Raw genomic sequence first — 18,445 nt, 5'->3', positions numbered from 1 at the left:
TTATGACGCGGCAAAGCAGCGAGATTTACCCGACCCCTATACTTGGGCGCATGACTATGGGGGTAATTCAAGATACGCGCCGCGCTGTCCGGCTGGATTCACTGACTGGGTTGAGGTTCTACGCGGCGATACTCGTCGTCCTGACTCACGTCACGCATGAGTTTTCAGGGCCGGTCGTGAGTGCCTTGTTCAAGCAGGGCGGCGTTGGGGTCAGTTTCTTCTTTGTGCTTTCAGGGTTTGTTCTTACCTGGTCGCGGAAGGATGGGCAGCGTAAACGCGATTTTTACCGCAATCGCTTCGCCCGCGTATACCCGCTGCATCTGATCACATGGGGGCTAACGCTGGTGCTCCTGGCTGTCACTGCGTCAGCGGCGAGCCTTCCCGTCGCGCTGGTGTGTCTCATTTTGGTTCAAGCATGGGTCCCGAATTCCAGCTATTACTTCGGCGTCAACGGCCCGAGCTGGTCCCTGTCGGACGAGGCATTCTTCTATGCTGTGTTTCCGTTCCTCGCACCGCTGCTGGTCAAGGCCCGCACCGCAACCCTTGTCAAGGCTGCGATCGGTCTCTACGCGCTGGTTGCCGTGGTCACGTTGGGCGGCTCACTGTTCCTGACCAACCTGCCGGTCGGTGACATTTTCTACTCGAATCCGTTGTATCGGCTGTGGGAGTTCGTGCTGGGCATAGTATTGGCGGTTGCTTTGAAGAATGGCTGGCGTGCACCGATCGGGCTGCGGACCGTCGCCGGTCTGTCAGTTGTCGCGTTCGCTGGCGTCACCGCATTGAACATTGGTCTGACGAATAAGTTCGGCCCGCTTGCCGGCGTCCCGGTCCACAGCTTCCCGCCATACTTCGCCTCGCTCGTCATGACGCCCTGCTTCGTTCTGCTGATCGCAGCCGCGGCGAGGTCCGACATTGAGGGCAGGGCAACACACCTCGGTAGCCGAGCGATGGTGTCCCTTGGTTACTGGTCTTTCGCGCTCTACATCAGCCACCTGTTGCTGGTGGACATGCTCAAGCTGCTCATTCCGAGTGACCTTCCGTGGTTCGCTTCTTGGCCCGTGGTGATTGGTGTCGTGGCCGGCGCGGTTGGCCTGTCAGCCCTTCTATACACGTTCGTGGAGATGCCCCTTGAGGCAAAACTGAGGGCTCCCCGCGCCGGCGTACGCCTCGATTAGGCCCCCTATACTTGCCGCATGGGGATCACACATTCAGCGCCGACTATTGCCCGGATCATGTCATGGTTCGCCTCCCGGCAGGCGCTTTGCGCGTACTGCCGGGAGGCTCTCAAGTCATCTGGCGATGAGTCCTGCTCGGACTATTGCGCAGAGGCGGACGCTGAAGATCAGGCGCACGGCTAAATCCCAACACAGACCAGAGCCGCACGTCGTCGGATTTATCCGGCACCTAGAATGGGGCCATGGGGAAACTACTTGAGGTACTGCGCCGGGTCCGGATGAACGTCAAGCTGGCCCGTGGCCGCTGTGCGGAATGCGGCGCGGTCCTGCCTGACGTTCATCCAATTGCCCGTTACCGTGCGTGCTCGGAAGAGTGCGCAGCCTATCTTTGGGGCGACCTCATGGCTTAGGTTCGGATATATCCGACCCCTACGCGACGGCGCTGTTGATTTCGAGATCATCACCACGGCAGGTGCCGTCTCCGAGCCACATACCGTGAAGGTTGCTGTTGTAGGTGGAGTCTGTGACGGTGCAGACGGTTGCCCATTGACCTTGCCGATGAGCGTGTTGCCGTTCATGACAACTTCCAAGACGTCGCCAGAATTTACCGGCGTGGCCGTCGTGTTCAGTGCAGTGTATGTCGTGGACGCGGTCCGCTTGTCCATCTCCGCGAAGCCGGAGTCGTTGCGCCTGAACAGGTAGCCGCCCGTGGCAGTGTTCTCGCGGAAGGCGAACGTGGCCGAAGGCGTCAGGGTGGCGGCGGTGGTCCACGTTCCGGCGCCTGCCGGTGACCGCTGGACAAGCTGAGATGTGATCGTTGATCCGTTGTCGTTGTTGGATCGTGCCCACGTTATCCCGATCTGGTTCGCGGTCGTGGCCATGACGGCTGTTGCTGCTGCGGGGGCTATCGCGCCGGTCACCGTGTACGCGGCGGCTGGGGTTGAGTATGTCGGCTCGGCGGACTTCGTAACCCAGTTCTGACCCTGCCGGAACGTGATGGAGCGCAGAGCGGAGATAACCCGGTCGGCGTAGTACTTACTTCCCAGGTCGTTCGGGTGAAGTTGGTCAGCGCCGGTCATCGCGGCACCATCCCAGCCGGTCCCTGCGGTGACCTGAACGACGGTCGGGAAGTCTGCTGTTGCGATGGCCGCGCAGGCGGGCTGGTAGCTTCCGGTCAGCAATGAGTTTACCGTGCTGCTGCTCTCGGGCACCGGGCCTTCCTGCTGCCATATGATCGTCGGCGGCGTCGCAGACGGGATCAGAAGCCCGGCGACTGTGATCGTTCCGGACGCGATTTGCAGTCGCACCGAGTGCTCACCGGAGCCTAGGCATCTGATCTTCACGACACCCGCAAACGGGTTCTTGTATCCGCTGGTGGTGACCGTCGCCTGGGTGGCACCCGCTGTGTTCTTCACGGTTGCTATGCCGCCGGTCACACCGAAGCCCAGTCGAATGTATGCGGTGTCGCCGGTCCATGCGATATCGATATGCCCGCCGACGGTGGAGCTGACGCCGTTGGTCCAGGTCGAGTCGAACGCGAACGCGGCCGAGTCCCTATCCAGAGAGGCGGATGCGGTGAGGAACGCCGGCGCGGCTCGGAACGCCTCAGTAGTGGTCGTCACGCCGGACGCGTCGCCATATTGCCGGGGGTCGTTGATGGTGCAGCACAGACCGACGAATCCGCGGCTGTTCGGTGTCCACGTCGCAGCGATCCGTTCCGCGATCTCATCCATTCGCGTGCCAGGGACGCCCCTGTTGGTGATCGTCTGCATCCGCAGCCGCTCCTTGACCCGGTAAAAGAACTGCGTCCCGTCTGGAATAATCGCAGCGCTGTTGGCTGACGTGTAGGAGTTGCCGTAGACGGTGAAGGGTTGGAGTTCCGCCGCCCCAACCTTTGGCGCATAAGTGGCAGAAGGCTCCGCTGCGGACAGCGGCCATGCATCGTTTACCGTTCCGGTGGTCAGGAGGGACGCGTCCGTGGTGGCCGGCCCGGGTGCTCGGGGGCCCGGTGGGCCCGACTGAGGCGAACGGGAGGGACACCCACCCTCACGCCGTCGCCGAACTTCTGTCTCCCCGTGTCCGTCTCAACGCCGGGTTCACCTGCACCTGGACAGGGTTCGCCGCCGCCCACTGGGCGGCCGTGCCGCGGCGCAACTGGATCTTGTTAGCCGGATTTATCCGACGGGTTCCAGGAAGGACATACGCTTGTGCCATGGCACTTGCACCTGCACTCAAATGGCTCTCGATGCTCCCGATGGTTTCAGTTAACCGAAGGTGGCGGATTCTCGCCTTCGCCGGGCTCAACGTCCGGGGAGTCGGCATTGAGGCAGGAGTCCACTTCGGCAATCCGAACCTGACAGTGGGGAGCGGTTCGTATATCAATCGGGGCGTCATCTTTGACGGCGAGGCCCCGATTGTCATAGGCGAAAGGGTGGCCATCGGGCCGCAGGCCATGATTCTCACATCCACTCACGACGTCGGGCCTTCTTCCTGGCGAGCCGGGGCAGGCGTGCCATCGTATGCGCCTGTAACGATCGGCGATGGGGTCTGGATCGGCGCCGGAGCCATTATCCTCCCCGGGACTGTCATCGAAGACGGCTGCATCATCGCCGCGGGCGCCGTCGTCAGGGGGCACTGCGCCGCTGACCAGCTCTGGGCAGGCGTCCCCGCGACGGCGAAGCGGCCACTGTCAATCTGAACTGAGGCCGCGGCAAAGCGACGGGATTTATCCTTACCTCCTTACCTTGCAGTGCTGTGCGAATGCGGCGCCGGGTCATGGCAGGCTTCCGTGTATTCCGGGATCCTTTTGCCGATCTCGGCATTTTCCGATGGGAAGGAATAAACATGCAGGATGTCGGGGCTTTGCGAGTGCCGAAGAGGGCCCGACGTTTGCCAGCTCTGGACGCTCTGCGAGGCACGGCCGTTGAGCTGGTTCTTCTGAGGCCATGACCAGCGCTGTTGCAGCTTCATCCGCGGTTTCGCCGGTGGGAGGCAGGATGGCCGGGTGGGTGGTGAAGGTGCATTGGAGGCTGGAGCTCGAATAGTTCACCGTGCCCCCCTTGGCGGAGTCCATGGTCCAGCCTTCAGATGTCTTGACGGACCATACCGTGGCGCTGGTGAAGTCGGAGTCGTCAAAGACGTACACAGCGGCTCCCGGCTCACTAGTTGGCGGTTGCCTTCCCGGATTCGGCAGGTGCTGCTGATTTGCTGGCCATCGCATCGGGAGCCGCCACGAGCTCCTTACTGCCCCCGGTCAGGCCGTTGAACACCATCACGCCAGCCACGACGGTGACCGCGAGTCCTCCCGCTCCGCAGGCCATCCAGCCCCACACGGGCTTGCCCTTTTTTCGGGGGAGCCGGGGTAAACATCGGCTGCTGGCCGGGGTTGGCGTAGGGGGGCCGCTGCGGCTGGTTGTTGGGCTGCTGCGGCCATCCGGGCTGCTGGTTGTTGCTCACCGGTTCCCCTAATATTCGACGCGATTATGTCGCCTCAGCGGCGCGTGCCGCGAGGGGGAGCTGTGCCCATCAGACGCAGGCGGGCACATCCGAGTGCTCAGCGCACCGGATCGTCGCAACTAAAGCGCCGCCGTCGTCGGCCTTCTGATAGACGGTCACGTGGTTGGTCGTCCTGGCGCATGCAGCGCAGAACGTTTTGTGTTGCCTAGCCTCGATCCACCGAGCCGCGTGAGCGGATGATCTGAAATCCGGGCTCGGCGGTTTTGAGGGCTGAGGGCATGCTGGGATGCCGGCCTCGCTGCCGTTGGGTGTTCCACCGGTGGTCCTGGTTGCGCCGTGTGGCCTGTTGATGTGGGTTCAGGCGCGTTGCGGCGGCGGGTAGAGATGGTCGAGCAGGGCCTGCAATGGTGTTTGCCAGGGCCAGGCTTCGGGGAGATGAAGGCGGATTTTCCGGGCGCTGGAGGCGATCCTGGCCGGGACGTGGATGAGTTTGCGGCGGATCGTGCCGGTCCGGGCCCTGCCGCGAGGAGCCCGGCGCCGACGACGAGGTTGCCCCCGCTTCACGTTAGGGGTTCATCCAGCGGGCACCCAGCAAGTACTGAGGGACCTTTTATACGCTTACTTAGTGAATTTTCGGTCACACGGGGCACGCACCACGATGACGGAACGCCCGTCCGCGCACGAAACCGGGCTGATGTCCGGACGGAAGCACGCACTCGACGGGCTGCGCACCATTGCCGTGGCCGGCGTCTTCCTCTTTCATACCGCAACCTGGCTCGCCCCCGGTGGATCCATCGGCGTGGACGTCTTCTTCACGCTCAGTGGCTTCGTGATCACGCTTCTGATCATGAAGGAGTACCGCGCCACGGGCCGGCTGCGGCTGGGCGTCTTCTACGCCAAGCGGCTTGCCCGGCTCTGGCCGGCGCTCCTGGTTCTTTGCGCAGTGATCCTTGTGGTCGGGCTGGTCTTTCCGAGTGGGGCGGCCAACAGGCGTACGTCCTGCCGGCAGCCGCCTACGTCATGAACCTGGCCCATTTCGGACTGTTCGGCGACCCCATTGCCGGCGAAACGCTGGGCCCCACCTGGACCCTCGCCGTCGAGGAGCAGTTCTACCTGGTCTGGCCCCTGCTCCTGCTGGTCATGCTGCGGTTCTGGAAGGTCCGCACCGTCGCCTGGATCACGGCCCTCCTGGCGGCGGCGTTCCTGCTGGAACGGTTCCTCCTGGTATCCGCCGTCGTCCCGCTGAACCGTCTTTACAACGGGCCGGATACCAGGGCTGACGAGCTGCTGCTGGGATGCACGCTGGCCTTGGTGTTCGCCTCCGCCCGGGCTCGAGGTTCCACACGTCTCTGCGGACCGGTGCACGCTGGGGCGGTCCGGTGGCGGGGCTCGCCCTGGTGGTGGCCCTGTTCGTGTTCAAAGAACCGGACACACCCGGCACATGGTTTGATCTCTTCTGGACCGCCGGCCCCACTGCCCTGGCTCTTCTGGCAGCGCTGGTCATCGGGTCCCTTGTCCTTCGGCCGGACGGCCTTGCCTCACGGCTCCTGAGCCACCCCTGGCTCGCAAACCCGGGCCGAGACCTGTCCTATGCCCTCTAACTCTGGCACCTGCCGGTCTTCCTCCTGCTGATTCCCTCGTCCCGTCACTGTGGGGCCGCGTACCGCTCACGGCAGCGCTGACCGTGCTGCTGACTTACGGGTCGTTCCGGTTTGTGGAAACGCCCATCCGCCGCTGGGCCTCCACAAGGCTGGAGCCCGACGTCGTCCCTCCCGTCCCGGAGCCCGCCCGGGAGTTGGAGCCGGCCGGCCGGACGTCCCATCGGGCACACACGCCCTACCGCGTATCAACATCCTCAAACACCAGAAACGTCTGGGTATCCAGCACACCAGGCATTGACTGCAGCTGATCGAAGATCACCCGGCGCAGATCGACGTTGTCCACCGCGCGCACCAGCAGTATGACGTCGAAGTCGCCGCCCACCAGCGCAATGTGGTGGACTTCCGGAATGGCCCGCAGCTGCTCCCGCAGCTCACGCCATGAATGTTGCCGCACCTTAAGCGTCACGTACGCCGATGACTTGAGCCCCGCCTTGATGGGGTCCACCAGCGCCGTGAACTTGGTCAGCACACCCTCGCCCGTCAGCCGGGAAATGCGCGTATAGGCGTGCGCCCGCGAAATGTGGACGTTCTCCGCCACCTGCGTCACGGACATCCGGCCGTCCCGTGTCAGTTCCGCAATGATATTCCGGTCCACATCGTCCAGCGGCGCAACCACCTGCTCCGCTTCAGCACCTCCCATTCGTCTACAACCCCTGCCCGTAATCCAGCTCACACTTACGATTTGTCTTTCAGAGTAAGCCAAATACCTCAACTTCTCCATAATTAGCGCCAGGACTGGATACGAAACATCGTCCAGGACCATACTGAAAGCGAATAGTGGCTACAGAAGGACGGACCAATGACGATCTCCGCGGACCACACTGCGCAGGGCCAACAGGCTCCGGCGCATGCTGCGCCGGGCAACGTGACCGAAGACGCAGCAGCCGAGGCTGTGCGCAAGTTCGGCATCACCGTTGAGGACTACATGCTGCCCGCCCGCCACCAGATCCAGATGGTGGACCAGGACGGTACCCTGAAGCCGCACTCCGAACAGGGCGCCGAGCCCGGCCACGAGTATCCACTTCCCGCCGACACAGAGCTGCTGGCGGCGTACGAGCAACTCGTCGTCGGACGCCGTGTCAATGACCAGAATTCCGCCCTGGTGCGGCAGGGCCGGATGGCCGTCTACCCCTCCAGCCACGGCCAGGAGGCTTGCCAGGTTGCCGCCGCCCTCTGCCTGTCCGACGGCGACTGGATGTTCCCCACCTACCGCGACTCCGTGGCCGTGATGGCCCGCGGCGTGGATCCCGTGCAGACCATGACGCTCTTCCGCGGTGACTGGCACAGCGGCTACGATCCCGCCAGGCACAAGGTGGGCATCCAGTGCACACCGCTGACCACCCAGCTGCTCCACGGCGTCGGCGTTGCCCACGCCGCCAAGCTCCGCGGTGAGGACACCGTGGTCCTGGCCATGTGCGGCGACGGCGCCACGAGCGAAGGCGACTTCCACGAGGCCCTGAACTTCGCCGCCGTCTTCCACCTGCCCGTCGTCTTTTTTGTCCAGAACAACCAGTACGCCATCTCGGTTCCGCTGGCACACCAGTCCGTGGCGCCGTCCCTCGCCCACAAGGCCGTGGGCTACGGCATGGCCGGCGAACGGGTAGACGGCAACGACGTCGTGGCCCTGCTGGCCGTGCTGGGGCGGGCCGTCAAGCTGGCCCGCGAAGGCTCCGGTCCTCTTCTCGTGGAGGCCCACACCTACCGGATGCAGGCCCACACCAACGCGGACGACGCCACCCGCTACCGCCAGGACAGCGAGGTCGCCGAGTGGGTGGCCAAGGACCCGCTCACGCGGATGAAGACCTACCTCACGGACCGCGGCCTGCTGGACGACGAGGGCGAATCCCGGATCACGGCGAAGGCGGCGGCAGTTGCCACACAGTTGCGAGACGGCCTGAACGAGGACGTCCCGGTGGACCCGCAGGACCTTTTCCGCTACGTCTTCTCCACCCCCACGCCGCAACTGAAGGAACAGTCCGCCATGCTCGCCGGCGAACTCGCCCGCGAAGCAGCTAACACAGAGGAGGCCGCAAAATGAGCCCCACCATCACCACCTCCTCCGAGGCCAACGGCAACGTCAGCTCCGCCACGGCCCGCGCCGCGGCCACGGCAGCAGCAACCGCTGAAACCACCGGCCCGCAGACCATCACCCTGGCCAAGGCACTGAACACGGCCATGGCAGACGCCATGCACGCGGACAAGTCCGTCCTGGTGTTCGGCGAGGACGTGGGCAGGCTGGGCGGGGTCTTCCGCATCACCGACGGCCTCACCAAGACCTTCGGTGAACAGCGCTGCTTCGACACCCCGCTGGCCGAGTCCGGGATCGTGGGCATGGCCGTGGGTATGGCCATGAACGGCATGCGCCCGGTGATCGAGATGCAGTTCGACGCCTTCGCCTACCCCGCGTTCGAGCAGATCGTCAGCCACGTGGCCAAGATGCACAACCGCACCAAGGGCGCCGTCAAGCTGCCCATGGTCATCCGTGTCCCGTATGCAGGCGGGATCGGGGGAGTGGAGCACCACTGCGATTCCTCCGAGTCCTACTACGCCCACACCGCCGGCCTGAAGGTTTACACGCCGGCAACCGTGGCGGACGGCTACCGTATGCTCCGTGAGGCCATCGACTCCGATGACCCCGTGATGTTCATGGAACCCAAAAAGCTCTACTGGTCCAAGGACCAGGTCGACCTCGACGCTTTGCGTTCTGAACACCAGGCGAACGCCGACGGCGGGACTTCCTCGGAAGGCCGTGCCGCCGTCGCCCGTCCCGGCACTGACGCAACGCTGATCGCCTATGGCCCCTCAGTCCCCACCGCGCTTGCCGCCGCGGCAGCGGCCGCCGAGGAAGGGCGCTCGCTGGAGGTCATCGACGTCCGCTCGATTGTGCCGTTCGACGACGAAACCGTCTGCGCCTCGGTCCGCAAGACCGGCCGCGCCGTGGTGATCGCCGAGGCACATGGCTTCGCGTCGGTCTCATCCGAGATTGTGGCGCGCGTCCAGGAACGCTGTTTCCATTACCTAGCGGCGCCGATCCGGCGCGTGACAGGCTTCGACGTCCCGTACCCGGCACCGAAACTCGAGCACTACTACCTGCCCGGTGTGGACCGCATCCTCGACGCCGTGGACGACCTCCAGTGGGAAGACTGATCATGAGCGCACCCAATGAAATGAAGACATTCCTGCTGCCCGACCTCGGCGAAGGCCTCACAGAAGCCGAACTGGTGAACTGGCTCGTAGCCGTGGGCGACGAGATCCGTGTGGACCAGCCCATCGCCGAAGTGGAGACCGCCAAGTCCATGGTGGAGGTGCCGTCCCCGTACGCCGGCACCGTAGCCGTGCTGCACGGCGAGCCGGGCCAGACGCTCGACGTAGGAAAGCCGCTGATCTCGGTGACGTCCGGCCCGGTGGTTGAGCCTGTCGAAGCCAAACCCTCGCTGGTTGAGCTTGTCGAAACCGGCTCCCCGCTGGTTGAGCTTGTCGAAACCCCGGCGGAGACCTACCGAACCGAGGAGAAAGCCGGCTCCGGCAACGTCCTCATCGGCTACGGCACTCCCGGTGGCGACGGACAAGTGCGCCGGACCCGGGCGCGGAAGGTTTCGACAAGCTCAACCAGCGGGGTTTCGGCGGTTTCGACAAGCTCAACAAGCTCAACCAGCGGGGTTTCGGCGGTTTCGACAAGCTCAACCACCGGGGTCGGGACCCCGGACGCTGCGATCCAGAAGGCTGCCGACGATCTCCTACTCCTGCGAACTCGCGTGCCGGGGAGGCTTGGCGCCGTGATTTCTCCCTTGGTTCGCCGGATGGCGCGCGACCATGGTATCGATCTTGGAGCCATGCAGGGATCGGGCGATAGCGGACTGATAATGCGCCGAGACGTTGAAGCGGCGATCAAACCGGCGACGGCTTCGACGGTTTCGACAGGCTCAACCAGCGGGGCTCCGACGGTTTCGACAGGCTCAACCAGCGGGGCTCCGGTGGTTTCGATACGCTCAACCAGCGGCGATACGGATGCCCGCACTGGCCTCGGCATCTCCGGACGCACCCTGCTCCGGGGCGTCCGGAAAGCCGTTGCCGCGAACATGTCGCGCAGCCGTTCGGAAATTCCGGAAGCCACGGTCTGGGTGGACGTGGATGCCACGGCGCTCGTGGAGCTGCGGGCCGGGCTCAAGAAGTCTGATCCGCACAACACTCCTGGCCTGTTGGCTTTCATCGCCCGTTTTGTCACAGCCGGGTTAAAGAAGTTCCCCGAACTCAACACCAGGATCGTCACCACCGAAGACGCAGCGGGCGGGGACAAACAGGAGATCGTCGCGTTCGACGGTGTCAACCTCGGCTTCGCAGCCCAGACTGACCGCGGTCTGATGGTTCCTTCCGTCCGCAACGCCGGCACGCTCAGCGCCCGCGAACTCGACGCGGAGATCCGCCGGCTCACCGCCGTCGTGCGCGACGGCAAGGCAACGCCCGCGGAACTGGGGAGCGGAACGTTCACGCTGAACAACTACGGCGTGTTTGGGGTGGACGGTTCGGCGGCGATCATCAACCACCCCGAGGTGGCGATTCTAGGCGTGGGCCGGATCATCGACAGGCCTTGGGTGGTCAACGGTGAGCTCGCTGTCCGCAAAGTCACGGAGCTGACGCTTACGTTCGACCACCGCGTGTGCGACGGCGGGACGGCCGGTGGCTTCCTGCGGTACGTTGCGGACGCGATCGAGAACCCGGGGTCAGTGCTCGTGGATATGTAACTGTCCATGCGACCTAATGCAACTCGGAGTGCTCCGCCCATTTGACGATCACGACAAACGCGGCCCCTGACTTACCGTCCGGGGCTGCGTGCGAAGTGGTGTGGTTTGTTATGTTGCTTGTCGCAGAAGCTGTTGTGTTGAACAGTCGGTTTTCAATACGACGATGCTGGGCTGGCGGTCCCGGAATTGGCTTCCGTCGGCGGGTAGAATCGAGACCTGATCGGCGTCAGCGACGACGCGAAAGTACCCCCGAAGTGCGGAGAAACAATGTCACGATGGCTCGACGTCGGCCCTGACAACTATGTGCTGGTGACCCAAGGATCGCTCCTGAACACCGGCCTGATCGTCGGAACTGAACGGGCCATGGTGATCGATACCGGCGGCGGGCCGCGGCAGGGCCGGGAAATCCTGGACGCCGTGCGTGAGAAGACGCAGCTTCCGCTGGTGGTGGTCAACACCCACGCCCACTACGACCATTACTTCGGCAACGCGGTGTTCGCGGACCACGGCGTCACGGAGTTCTGGGGGCATGAGAACTGCGCGGAGGAAATCGAGGAAAACGGCGACCGCCAGCGCCCGTCCGTGGCGGACCTCGAACCCGAGATGGCAGCAGGCGAGGGCAGCAACGTGGAACTGGTGGTTCCCAACGTGATCGTCAAGGACCAGCCCGTCCTGGTGGATCTTGGCGGGCAGATGGCCACGCTCTTCTACCTGGGCCGCGGACACACCGACGGCGACCTCCTGGTGGGCACAACCACCACCCTGTACGCAGGCGACCTCGTGGAGCAGGGTTCACACCCGTCCTTCGAAGATTCCTTCCCGGAAGAGTGGTCCGACGCCCTACGGCACCTGTCGGCCCTCCGGCACCGTTACGAATTCCTGGTGCCGGGGCACGGCGAGCCCTGCAGCGACCAGTTCGTCAAGACCATGGCCAACACCATGACCACCGCTGTCCGGCAGGCCTGGCAATCAATCCGCGAGACCCCTGACGACGCCACCAAGGCCATTCCCATCCTGCCCTACGGCCCGGAGCAGTCACGCTGGTTCATCAAGCGGCTGCAGGAGACCCGGCCGCAGCACTGATCGGGCATCGGATGCACCGAGGTTCGTCACAAATCATTTGACTTGGTTTAGGTGAAACATTGTGCAGGTAACATCGTCCGCATGGGTGACAGGACGAACGGGCAATTTGCCAGGGATTCAAGGCGGGAGCTCGGCAGGCGGCGCAACCGGCTCCTGGCCTACTGGGGGCTGGCTGTACTGGCTGTGGCCACGGGCATTGTGGCGGTACTCGCCCTCCAGTACTGAGCGGAACGTAAGTAAACTGCCAATCTTGACAACTTTTGTTGATTGGCTAGACACGGTTCGACAACTCCGATGAAGCTTCAGTAGTCTGGTTGGCGATCCGACATGGGGGATCCCACTGCCAGTTACTTTCGGCTCGCCAGGCAAAGATTCCGCGTTGGCGCGTTTCGAGAGTATCGCCGACAACAGAAGGTTCATCCGTGCCTCTCATCGACTTCGTCCTCGCGCTGTGCGCCCTCCTGGGCAGTCTTCTGCTGCCTTTCAGCGTCCTCTATCTGATGCTCCGGTTGAAGCGGCGTGCCGCAGTCTCACCAGCCCAACGGCGTCTTGCGGCCGCGTCGGCGCCATCCCGCGGGTAGCAGGAATGCCTGACTTCGACATGCCACCCATGAGGATCAGAAGATGGTGAATCTGCCGCTCGTGGCCAATACGAGTCCGCCGCTGGTTGCCTCCAGCTGGTAGCCCGTATCGGGACGGTGGATCGAAAGGTCGCTGAACGTAGCCTCGCCGGAAATAGCGGCCTTGGCCAGCGTTCCGCTCAGATTGCCCTGCACGTCGGTCTTGGCGATGGACACCGAGGCGGTGCTAGCAGTCCGATTGCCGAACTGGTCAACGATCAACACCGTCACCGCCGGTGAGATGGGTGCGCCCTTCGCCGTAATGGTGGGTTGCTGGCCAAACAACAGCCTGGACGGGGCTGCCGCGAGGACTGTGGCGGTTTGCGAGTCAGGTGTTAGCCCTGTGCCACTGACAGTGATGGTGGAAGATCCTGCTTTGGTGTCTCCGTAGAAGAATGACGTGCTGGACGAGCCGGCCGGAATCGTTACGGACGTGACGCTTGCGCCGCCCAGAGTTGCCGAGAAGATCCTGGTCCCGGCCGAGTTGGATGCCAATGACACCGAAGTCCCCCCGGCCGGCGCCGCGACCGGGTTGCCGAAAGCGTCCTGGCGCTGGATGCTGATGGCCGCGCTGTTCGCAGTCGCTGATGCCGCTGCCGTCCTAGGGATGCTGGTGAAGGCGACCCTGGCCACGGCGCTCGCAGTGATGGTGGCGTTCTGCGATGCTGTGGCGGTTCCGCTGCCCACTGTGATGGCCGGCGAAGCCGCCTTGGTGTCACCGTAGTAGAACGATGCGGAGGACGCTCCGGCCGGAATCGTCAGGGCGGTCACGGCTGCGCCCCCGGCCGTTCCCGAGAAAATACTGCTCCCTGCCGAGTTGGATGACAGCGGCAGTGAGACCGCACCGGCGGTAACCAGATTCCCGTAGGCATCCCGGCGTTCCACCGTGATAGGCCCGAGGTTGGCGCTCGCGGACGCCGCGCCGGACACGGCAGCGGTCTTGATTACCAGACTGCTGGTGGCCGCAGCCGTGACGTTGAAGGCGCTGCCCGTGGCTGAAGCCAGCCCCGGGCTGGATGCGGACAGTGAATATCCAACGCCGGCCTTGTTGATAGACAGGCCGGGGAACGTGGCCACGCCCATGGAGTTGGTGGATGCCGTCACTGTGCCGGACAAGGTGCCTGCCCCGGGATTGGCGCCGATACCCAGTGTCACCGGAGTATTGGCCGTAAGGACCGGGAGCCCGGCAACCGTCTGCAGGGAAACGGCGACGGCGGGACTGATCGCTGCGCCGGCCGTTACATTGCCGGGGGAAACGGTGAACGCCAGCCTGTTGGCAACCGGAACGGCAACCGCAACGCTGCCGCTCGCCGCGCTCCGCGCGCTCCACGACCTGTAGATCGCCGTCACGGCGTAGGTGTAGCTGCCCAACGGGACGGCGGAGTCGGTGCAGGATGTGCCGGCGATGAGTGCAGCGGGCCCGCTTCCGCACGCCGGCACTGTGCTGGCGCCCGTTGTGCGGGTGACGTAGTAACCGGCCGGTGCAAGCGTGCCTGCTGAGGCGGTCCAGGAGACTGGGACGCTGGTGCTGCTTGCGGACGGAACCGAGACGCTGGTGGGGGGCTGCAGAGTGGCGGTTGCCGCCGTCGTACTGGCGGTACCGGATGCCTTCCAATAGGCAGCCGCTGTGGAGGCCCCAAACATTGCAACGGTCAGAATTGCCGCCACCACCATGGCGCTTCGGCTGACCCAGCGGTTAAGCAGCATCAGCCCCGGACGGCGCCCGCTATGGGCGCCGACGGAGCTGAGCTTGCTGGTGCCTGGCATATCTTCTTCCTCAACGCGGCTTGGGTGGAGGCGTTGCCTACTCGTCAGTGGCCCAACCAGAGGGTAAATGCGTCCGCTAGGTCAATCAGCCCCCGTGTCCTTCAGCGGGCTGCGACGTACAGCGGAACGGACTGACCCTTGCAGCCGTCCTGGTTGGTGGCAAGGTTTTTCATGGTGATTGTGACGGTGCCGGGCACATCTGCACCGGCGGCGATCTGTCCCGTGGTCACCACGGGTGTGCCCACCGTGTAGTCGGCTGCCGAACAGCCGGCCGCTGCCGTCCACTGGGTGCCGTCGGAGTTAGCAACGGTGACTACAACGCTGGACAGGTTCTGGGAGCCCGATCCGGGATTCTTGACCGTGAATCCGACCGTCTGGGTGGGGCCGCCCGGCGTGAGCGGATCACCCGTTGCTCCCGCGGTGGTCACGGTAAACGGAACGCTGGTCCCGGTTCCTGCAGCGCCGGTAGCGGCACCAGTTGCACTCCAGTAGGCGAAGGCCGCGCCGCCGCCGAGTGCCAGCATTGCGGCAGTGGTGATGATGATGCGCTTCTTGCGTCCGGTGATCTGTGCCAATATGTACTCCCCTAAAGTATGTGCGGTAGTCGCTCGCGTTGGAGCGCCCTACCGGCTCCGATGGAGGTAACACTCGCTGACCGGGATCAAGTTCCCCGCAAGGAAGGCTCAAGATTGACGAAACGTTTGCTGTGAGCAGCTCAAGGCCCTTGCGCTGAACCCGGCCGATCCGTCAATTTCGGTCCCAGCGCCTAGACTTGCTGTTTGAAACAGTCAGAAAAGTGCCGCACATACTTTTGCCGCAAGTCCTGGGGGGATAGACATGCCCGATCCCGCGGATAACAACGCACGTGCCATTGCAGACCATGCAGGGCAACCTCAACTGCGCCGTCGCCGCGACCTTCGTCGTGCGGACGGCGAGCTTTCGGATGCCCGGACAGGAACCATGCCAGCCGTCACCCCCACCACCATTGACTCCTCCAACGGCGACGGCGGCGGACAGCCCGCCGTAACGCGCCGCAGCTCCTGGGCGGAGGCGGCCGCCGTCGCCGACGCAGCCCTGGAACCCGGTGATTCCCCGATTGACGACGTTCCGGCACCGGCTGCGCCGTCAGCTGAGGCCACAGAAAACGGCGAATCCAGCACCGGCGCCGTCCGCGAAACCGCACGAGTAGCCATTGCCGGTTCACCCCTGCCGGACTTCATCAGCTCACCCGGGCTCTTCGTCAAGGAGCAGAAGCCGCGCCCCGTGGGCGGCTTCCGCGGCGCCGTCTACGCCATCTCCGGCGGCACCGTGAACATGGGTCCCGGCGCCAGGCAGCGCGAGGAAGACGAACTCGCCAAGCGCATCTCCCGCCAGCTGCAGGGCAGCTTCAACACTGCGGTGCTGAGTCTCAAAGGCGGGATCGGCAAGACTTCCACAACAGTCGGCGTCGGGCTTACCCTCGCGGAATTCCGCGGCGATCCGCCGTGTTCCATCGACGCGAATCCGGATTCCGGCGACCTCGTGGAGCGCGCCCTGGGCGAAGGCATCTACCAGCAGGCCACCCCGCGCACCATCACCGATCTGCTCAAGAACATCGAATCCATCGATTCACTGACGGCCCTCTCGCGCTACATGCACCACGCGGGCCGGCTGCACCTCATTGCCGGCGAGCAGGATCCCGAAGTCTCGGACTCGCTCACCGCGGAGGAATACCTGCGGATCCGGAAGCTGATCTCCAGCTACTACTCCGTTGCGCTGACCGACTGCGGCACCGGCGTCACCCACAACGCCATGAGCGGCATCCTGCAGTCAGCGGACAACATCATCATCGCCGCCGGCTACGCGGTGAGCGGCGCCAAGCGCGCCCGCAGCACCCTGCACTGGCTCGCCGGCCACGGCTACGAGGACCTGGCCCGCAACGCGATTGTGGTCATCACGGACAAGGACGAGGTCTCCTCCCGTGTAGACAAGGACGCCATTGAGGAACACCTCTCCGGCATCTGCCGCCAGCTGATCGCCGTGCCGCACGACAGGGGAGTGGCCGACGGCGATCTGGTCACCCTTGAGGTGCTGCGCCCCGAAACCCGGCGTGCGTATAAGGAAATCGCCGCGGCGATAGTGGACGGTTACCGCTAAGGCGGGTCCCGCCGTCGTCGGATTTCCGCTGCTCAAACGGACGGGCGCTGCGCGGATCCGCGCAGCGCCCGTCCTTTTCCGTGTCGCGGGTCCGTTTGCGCAGCGCTTTCGGACGGTAGGCGTCCTTTCGCAAACTGCTGCTTGTGAAAGTTTGGGCTACTAATATTTAGTAGCAGATGCGGCGAGAAGTGCCGCGCGGAATGCGAAGCCCCGAATGCGGCCCAGTAAGTCGACATCGGAGCATGGCGCCACAGGGCTTTGAAGTCCCGCCCCGGAGTGGCCCTAGGATAAAATTGATGACTCCGCCTGCCGACCCGCCACCGTTCAGCCTCCGCGGCATTGCCGTTCCTGCTTTTGGGCCAGCGCTGCTCTTCTGCATCGGCGAAGGAGCCATCCTTCCGGTGGTGGCGCTGTCCGCCCGGGACCTTGGTGCCTCGGTGGCTGCTGCCGCGCTGATTGTCACTCTGATCGGGCTGGGCTCCTGGTTCTTCAACCTGCCCGCATCCGTCATCACGCTCAAGTTCGGAGAACGCTGGTCCATCGTGGGAGCAGCCGCCGCCAGCGCCTTGGCCCTGGTAGCTGCAGCTCTGTCCTCGGTGATTCCCAACGGACTGTGGCTGCTCGCCGTGGCGATGGTGGTCGTCGGCATGTCAGCAAGCGTCTTCAGCCTGGCCCGGCAGAAATACCTCACCGAGGCCGTGCCTGTTGAATTCCGGGCGCGGGCGCTTTCAACGCTGGGCGGCGTGAGCAGGATCGGCATCTTCATCGGCCCGTTTGTGGGGGCCGGGGTGATGCAGTTCGCCGGCATCAGCGGCGCCTACTGGGTGGGCGTCGTGGCCATGGCTGCGGCCGCCGTCCTGTCCGTGACCATACCGGATCTGGTTGCACCGGGCTCAGCCGGCGGCGCGCACGGGCCCGAACCCACACTCCGCGGCGTGACTGTTTCCCATGCCGGGGTGTTCCTCACCGTGGGCATCGGCATCCTGCTCCTCAGCGCACTCCGCGCTTCACGGCAGGTGGTGATCCCGCTGTGGGCCGACCACCTGGGCATGGACGCCACCCAGGCCTCGCTCATCTACGGCCTGTCCGGCGCGATGGACATGCTGGTGTTCTACCCGGCCGGCAAACTCATGGACCGCAAGGGCCGGCAATGGGTGGCCGTGCCGTCGACCGTGATCATGGGCGCCGCGCTCCTGCTGATCCCGCTGACCGGGAGCTTTACGGGACTGCTGCTCGCCGCCCTTCTGATCGGCTTCGGCAACGGCATCAGCTCCGGCCTGATCATGACCCTGGGCGCCGACTTCTCACCGGACCGCGGGCGCGGGCAGTTCCTGGGGCTGTGGCGGTTCATCGCCGACGCCGGATCCACCGGCGGTCCCGTGTTGCTCTCCGCGGTGACCGCCGCGGTGTCACTGGGCGCGGGGGTCTCAGCCACCGGCGTACTGGGCTTCGCAGCGGCAGCCGTGTTCGCCGTCGTGATTCCCCGCCTCAAGCACCGCCGGAACTACTGACCCGCCAGTTGGCCCGCCGCACGGCCGCTGGTCCGTATGGGCGGCGTACTGTGAAGTCCCGCCGACAACGACATCCGGCCGGGCTTGTTTTCCTTGGCCGGATGTCGTAAGTACTGCTACAGATTCAGCGGCGGACGCAGGCTTAGCGCGGTGCCGGCGTTGAGCGGGAAGGCGTTGACGCCCAGCATCTCTTCGGTGGCACGCAGCAGCGAGTAATGGCTGTAGGAACCCTGCACTGCAGTGCCCGGGACCACGGACGGTGCCACGATGAAGTTGGGAAGTGGGCTATCTTCG

19 protein-coding genes and 1 pseudogene are annotated in these 18,445 nt (G+C 64.5%); 13 read left to right on the top strand and 7 right to left on the bottom strand.

Going from position 1 to position 18,445, the window contains the following annotated elements:
• Positions 1-2 precede the first annotated feature (2 nt).
• Entirely contained in the window at positions 3-1,175 is a 1,173-nt protein-coding gene (locus V3C33_14255) for an acyltransferase (protein ID XAS66643.1), read from the top strand.
• 18 nt (positions 1,176-1,193) lie between these two features.
• Entirely contained in the window at positions 1,194-1,358 is a 165-nt protein-coding gene (locus tag V3C33_14250) for a hypothetical protein (protein ID XAS66642.1), read from the top strand.
• Between the two features lie 68 nt (positions 1,359-1,426).
• On the opposite strand, the gene V3C33_14245 is transcribed toward V3C33_14250, so the two are convergent.
• The gene (locus V3C33_14245; GenBank protein ID XAS66641.1) at positions 1,427-2,947 is read right to left on the bottom strand and encodes a hypothetical protein; all 1,521 of its coding nucleotides are present in this window, start codon (positions 2,945-2,947) and stop codon (positions 1,427-1,429) included.
• 440 nt (positions 2,948-3,387) lie between these two features.
• On the opposite strand from V3C33_14245, the gene V3C33_14240 reads away from it, so the two are divergent.
• On the top strand, positions 3,388-3,873 hold the full coding sequence (locus tag V3C33_14240; protein XAS66640.1) for an acyltransferase: 486 nt from the start codon (positions 3,388-3,390) through the stop codon (positions 3,871-3,873).
• Positions 3,874-4,336: 463 nt separating this feature from the next.
• Here the strand turns inward: V3C33_14240 and V3C33_14235 are convergent, their stop codons facing one another.
• Together V3C33_14235 and V3C33_14230 are read right to left on the bottom strand one after the other, a co-directional pair.
• On the bottom strand, positions 4,337-4,507 hold the full coding sequence (locus V3C33_14235) for a hypothetical protein (GenBank protein ID XAS66639.1): 171 nt from the start codon (positions 4,505-4,507) through the stop codon (positions 4,337-4,339).
• Between the two features lie 481 nt (positions 4,508-4,988).
• A pseudogene (locus tag V3C33_14230) lies at positions 4,989-5,150 on the bottom strand (IS1380 family transposase).
• Between the two features lie 106 nt (positions 5,151-5,256).
• On the opposite strand from V3C33_14230, the gene V3C33_14225 reads away from it, so the two are divergent.
• Together V3C33_14225 and V3C33_14220 are read left to right on the top strand one after the other, a co-directional pair.
• Positions 5,257-5,655 carry an acyltransferase gene (locus V3C33_14225; GenBank protein XAS66638.1) on the top strand — a complete coding sequence of 133 codons (399 nt, stop codon included), beginning with the start codon at positions 5,257-5,259 and terminating at the stop codon, positions 5,653-5,655.
• Complete coding sequence (locus V3C33_14220) at positions 5,652-6,182, top strand: hypothetical protein (GenBank protein ID XAS66637.1); 531 nt, start codon at positions 5,652-5,654, stop codon at positions 6,180-6,182. The genes V3C33_14225 and V3C33_14220 overlap by 4 nt, the downstream gene beginning before the upstream one ends.
• A 285-nt stretch (positions 6,183-6,467) precedes the next feature.
• Here V3C33_14220 and V3C33_14215 read toward each other — a convergent pair whose 3' ends face one another.
• Positions 6,468-6,932, bottom strand: a complete 465-nt coding sequence (locus V3C33_14215; GenBank protein XAS66636.1) for an Lrp/AsnC family transcriptional regulator — start codon at positions 6,930-6,932, stop codon at positions 6,468-6,470.
• A gap of 159 nt (positions 6,933-7,091) precedes the next feature.
• Here V3C33_14215 and pdhA point away from each other — a divergent pair, with 159 nt between their 5' ends.
• The 6 genes from pdhA (at position 7,092) to V3C33_14185 (ending at position 12,698) form a co-directional block, all read left to right on the top strand.
• Entirely contained in the window at positions 7,092-8,330 is a 1,239-nt protein-coding gene (gene pdhA / locus V3C33_14210; GenBank protein XAS66635.1) for a pyruvate dehydrogenase (acetyl-transferring) E1 component subunit alpha, read from the top strand.
• Positions 8,327-9,439 (top strand): alpha-ketoacid dehydrogenase subunit beta, encoded by a 1,113-nt coding sequence (locus V3C33_14205; GenBank protein ID XAS66634.1) that lies wholly within the window; start codon positions 8,327-8,329, stop codon positions 9,437-9,439. Before pdhA ends, V3C33_14205 begins: the two co-directional genes overlap by 4 nt.
• Before the next feature lie 2 nt (positions 9,440-9,441).
• Positions 9,442-11,034, top strand: a complete 1,593-nt coding sequence (locus V3C33_14200; GenBank protein ID XAS66633.1) for a dihydrolipoamide acetyltransferase family protein — start codon at positions 9,442-9,444, stop codon at positions 11,032-11,034.
• A 267-nt stretch (positions 11,035-11,301) separates the two neighbouring features.
• Positions 11,302-12,117, top strand: coding sequence for an MBL fold metallo-hydrolase (locus V3C33_14195; GenBank protein ID XAS66632.1), 816 nt, complete (start codon positions 11,302-11,304; stop codon positions 12,115-12,117).
• 81 nt (positions 12,118-12,198) lie between these two features.
• Positions 12,199-12,342, top strand: coding sequence for a hypothetical protein (locus V3C33_14190; GenBank protein XAS66631.1), 144 nt, complete (start codon positions 12,199-12,201; stop codon positions 12,340-12,342).
• Between the two features lie 197 nt (positions 12,343-12,539).
• Positions 12,540-12,698: a hypothetical protein gene (locus V3C33_14185; protein XAS66630.1), complete on the top strand. Its 159-nt coding sequence runs from the start codon at positions 12,540-12,542 to the stop codon at positions 12,696-12,698.
• 36 nt (positions 12,699-12,734) lie between these two features.
• Here the strand turns inward: V3C33_14185 and V3C33_14180 are convergent, their stop codons facing one another.
• Together V3C33_14180 and V3C33_14175 are read right to left on the bottom strand one after the other, a co-directional pair.
• Positions 12,735-14,504 carry a hypothetical protein gene (locus tag V3C33_14180; protein XAS66629.1) on the bottom strand — a complete coding sequence of 590 codons (1,770 nt, stop codon included), beginning with the start codon at positions 14,502-14,504 and terminating at the stop codon, positions 12,735-12,737.
• Between the two features lie 101 nt (positions 14,505-14,605).
• On the bottom strand, positions 14,606-15,079 hold the full coding sequence (locus V3C33_14175; protein ID XAS66628.1) for a hypothetical protein: 474 nt from the start codon (positions 15,077-15,079) through the stop codon (positions 14,606-14,608).
• A gap of 262 nt (positions 15,080-15,341) precedes the next feature.
• Between V3C33_14175 and V3C33_14170 the strand changes: the two genes are divergently transcribed.
• Both V3C33_14170 and V3C33_14165 read left to right on the top strand, forming a co-directional pair.
• Positions 15,342-16,640 (top strand): MinD/ParA family protein, encoded by a 1,299-nt coding sequence (locus V3C33_14170; protein ID XAS66627.1) that lies wholly within the window; start codon positions 15,342-15,344, stop codon positions 16,638-16,640.
• A 296-nt stretch (positions 16,641-16,936) separates the two neighbouring features.
• Entirely contained in the window at positions 16,937-18,151 is a 1,215-nt protein-coding gene (locus V3C33_14165; protein XAS66626.1) for an MFS transporter, read from the top strand.
• A 116-nt stretch (positions 18,152-18,267) separates the two neighbouring features.
• Here V3C33_14165 and V3C33_14160 read toward each other — a convergent pair whose 3' ends face one another.
• Positions 18,268-18,417, bottom strand: coding sequence for a hypothetical protein (locus V3C33_14160; protein ID XAS66625.1), 150 nt, complete (start codon positions 18,415-18,417; stop codon positions 18,268-18,270).
• Between the last annotated feature and the right edge of the window lie 28 nt (positions 18,418-18,445).

The organism is Micrococcaceae bacterium Sec5.7 (assembly GCA_039636785.1).
GTDB lineage: Bacteria > Actinomycetota > Actinomycetes > Actinomycetales > Micrococcaceae > Arthrobacter.
This window is presented reverse-complemented; position numbering and strand designations above follow the sequence as displayed.

Excerpts from the sequence above, each read along its gene's own strand:
- V3C33_14180 (XAS66629.1), bottom strand. The coding sequence starts at position 14,504 with ATGCCAGGCACCAGCAAGCTCAGCTCCGTCGGCGCCCATAGCGGGCGC.
- V3C33_14215 (XAS66636.1), bottom strand. The coding sequence starts at position 6,932 with ATGGGAGGTGCTGAAGCGGAGCAGGTGGTTGCGCCGCTGGACGATGTG.
- V3C33_14240 (XAS66640.1), top strand. The coding sequence starts at position 3,388 with ATGGCACTTGCACCTGCACTCAAATGGCTCTCGATGCTCCCGATGGTT.
- V3C33_14245 (XAS66641.1), bottom strand. The coding sequence starts at position 2,947 with ATGCAGACGATCACCAACAGGGGCGTCCCTGGCACGCGAATGGATGAG.
- pdhA (XAS66635.1), top strand. The coding sequence starts at position 7,092 with ATGACGATCTCCGCGGACCACACTGCGCAGGGCCAACAGGCTCCGGCG.
- V3C33_14195 (XAS66632.1), top strand. The coding sequence starts at position 11,302 with ATGTCACGATGGCTCGACGTCGGCCCTGACAACTATGTGCTGGTGACC.
- V3C33_14200 (XAS66633.1), top strand. The coding sequence starts at position 9,442 with ATGAGCGCACCCAATGAAATGAAGACATTCCTGCTGCCCGACCTCGGC.
- V3C33_14250 (XAS66642.1), top strand. The coding sequence starts at position 1,194 with ATGGGGATCACACATTCAGCGCCGACTATTGCCCGGATCATGTCATGG.
- V3C33_14165 (XAS66626.1), top strand. The coding sequence starts at position 16,937 with ATGACTCCGCCTGCCGACCCGCCACCGTTCAGCCTCCGCGGCATTGCC.
- V3C33_14170 (XAS66627.1), top strand. The coding sequence starts at position 15,342 with ATGCCCGATCCCGCGGATAACAACGCACGTGCCATTGCAGACCATGCA.
- V3C33_14220 (XAS66637.1), top strand. The coding sequence starts at position 5,652 with ATGAACCTGGCCCATTTCGGACTGTTCGGCGACCCCATTGCCGGCGAA.
- V3C33_14255 (XAS66643.1), top strand. The coding sequence starts at position 3 with ATGACGCGGCAAAGCAGCGAGATTTACCCGACCCCTATACTTGGGCGC.
- V3C33_14190 (XAS66631.1), top strand. The coding sequence starts at position 12,199 with ATGGGTGACAGGACGAACGGGCAATTTGCCAGGGATTCAAGGCGGGAG.
- V3C33_14205 (XAS66634.1), top strand. The coding sequence starts at position 8,327 with ATGAGCCCCACCATCACCACCTCCTCCGAGGCCAACGGCAACGTCAGC.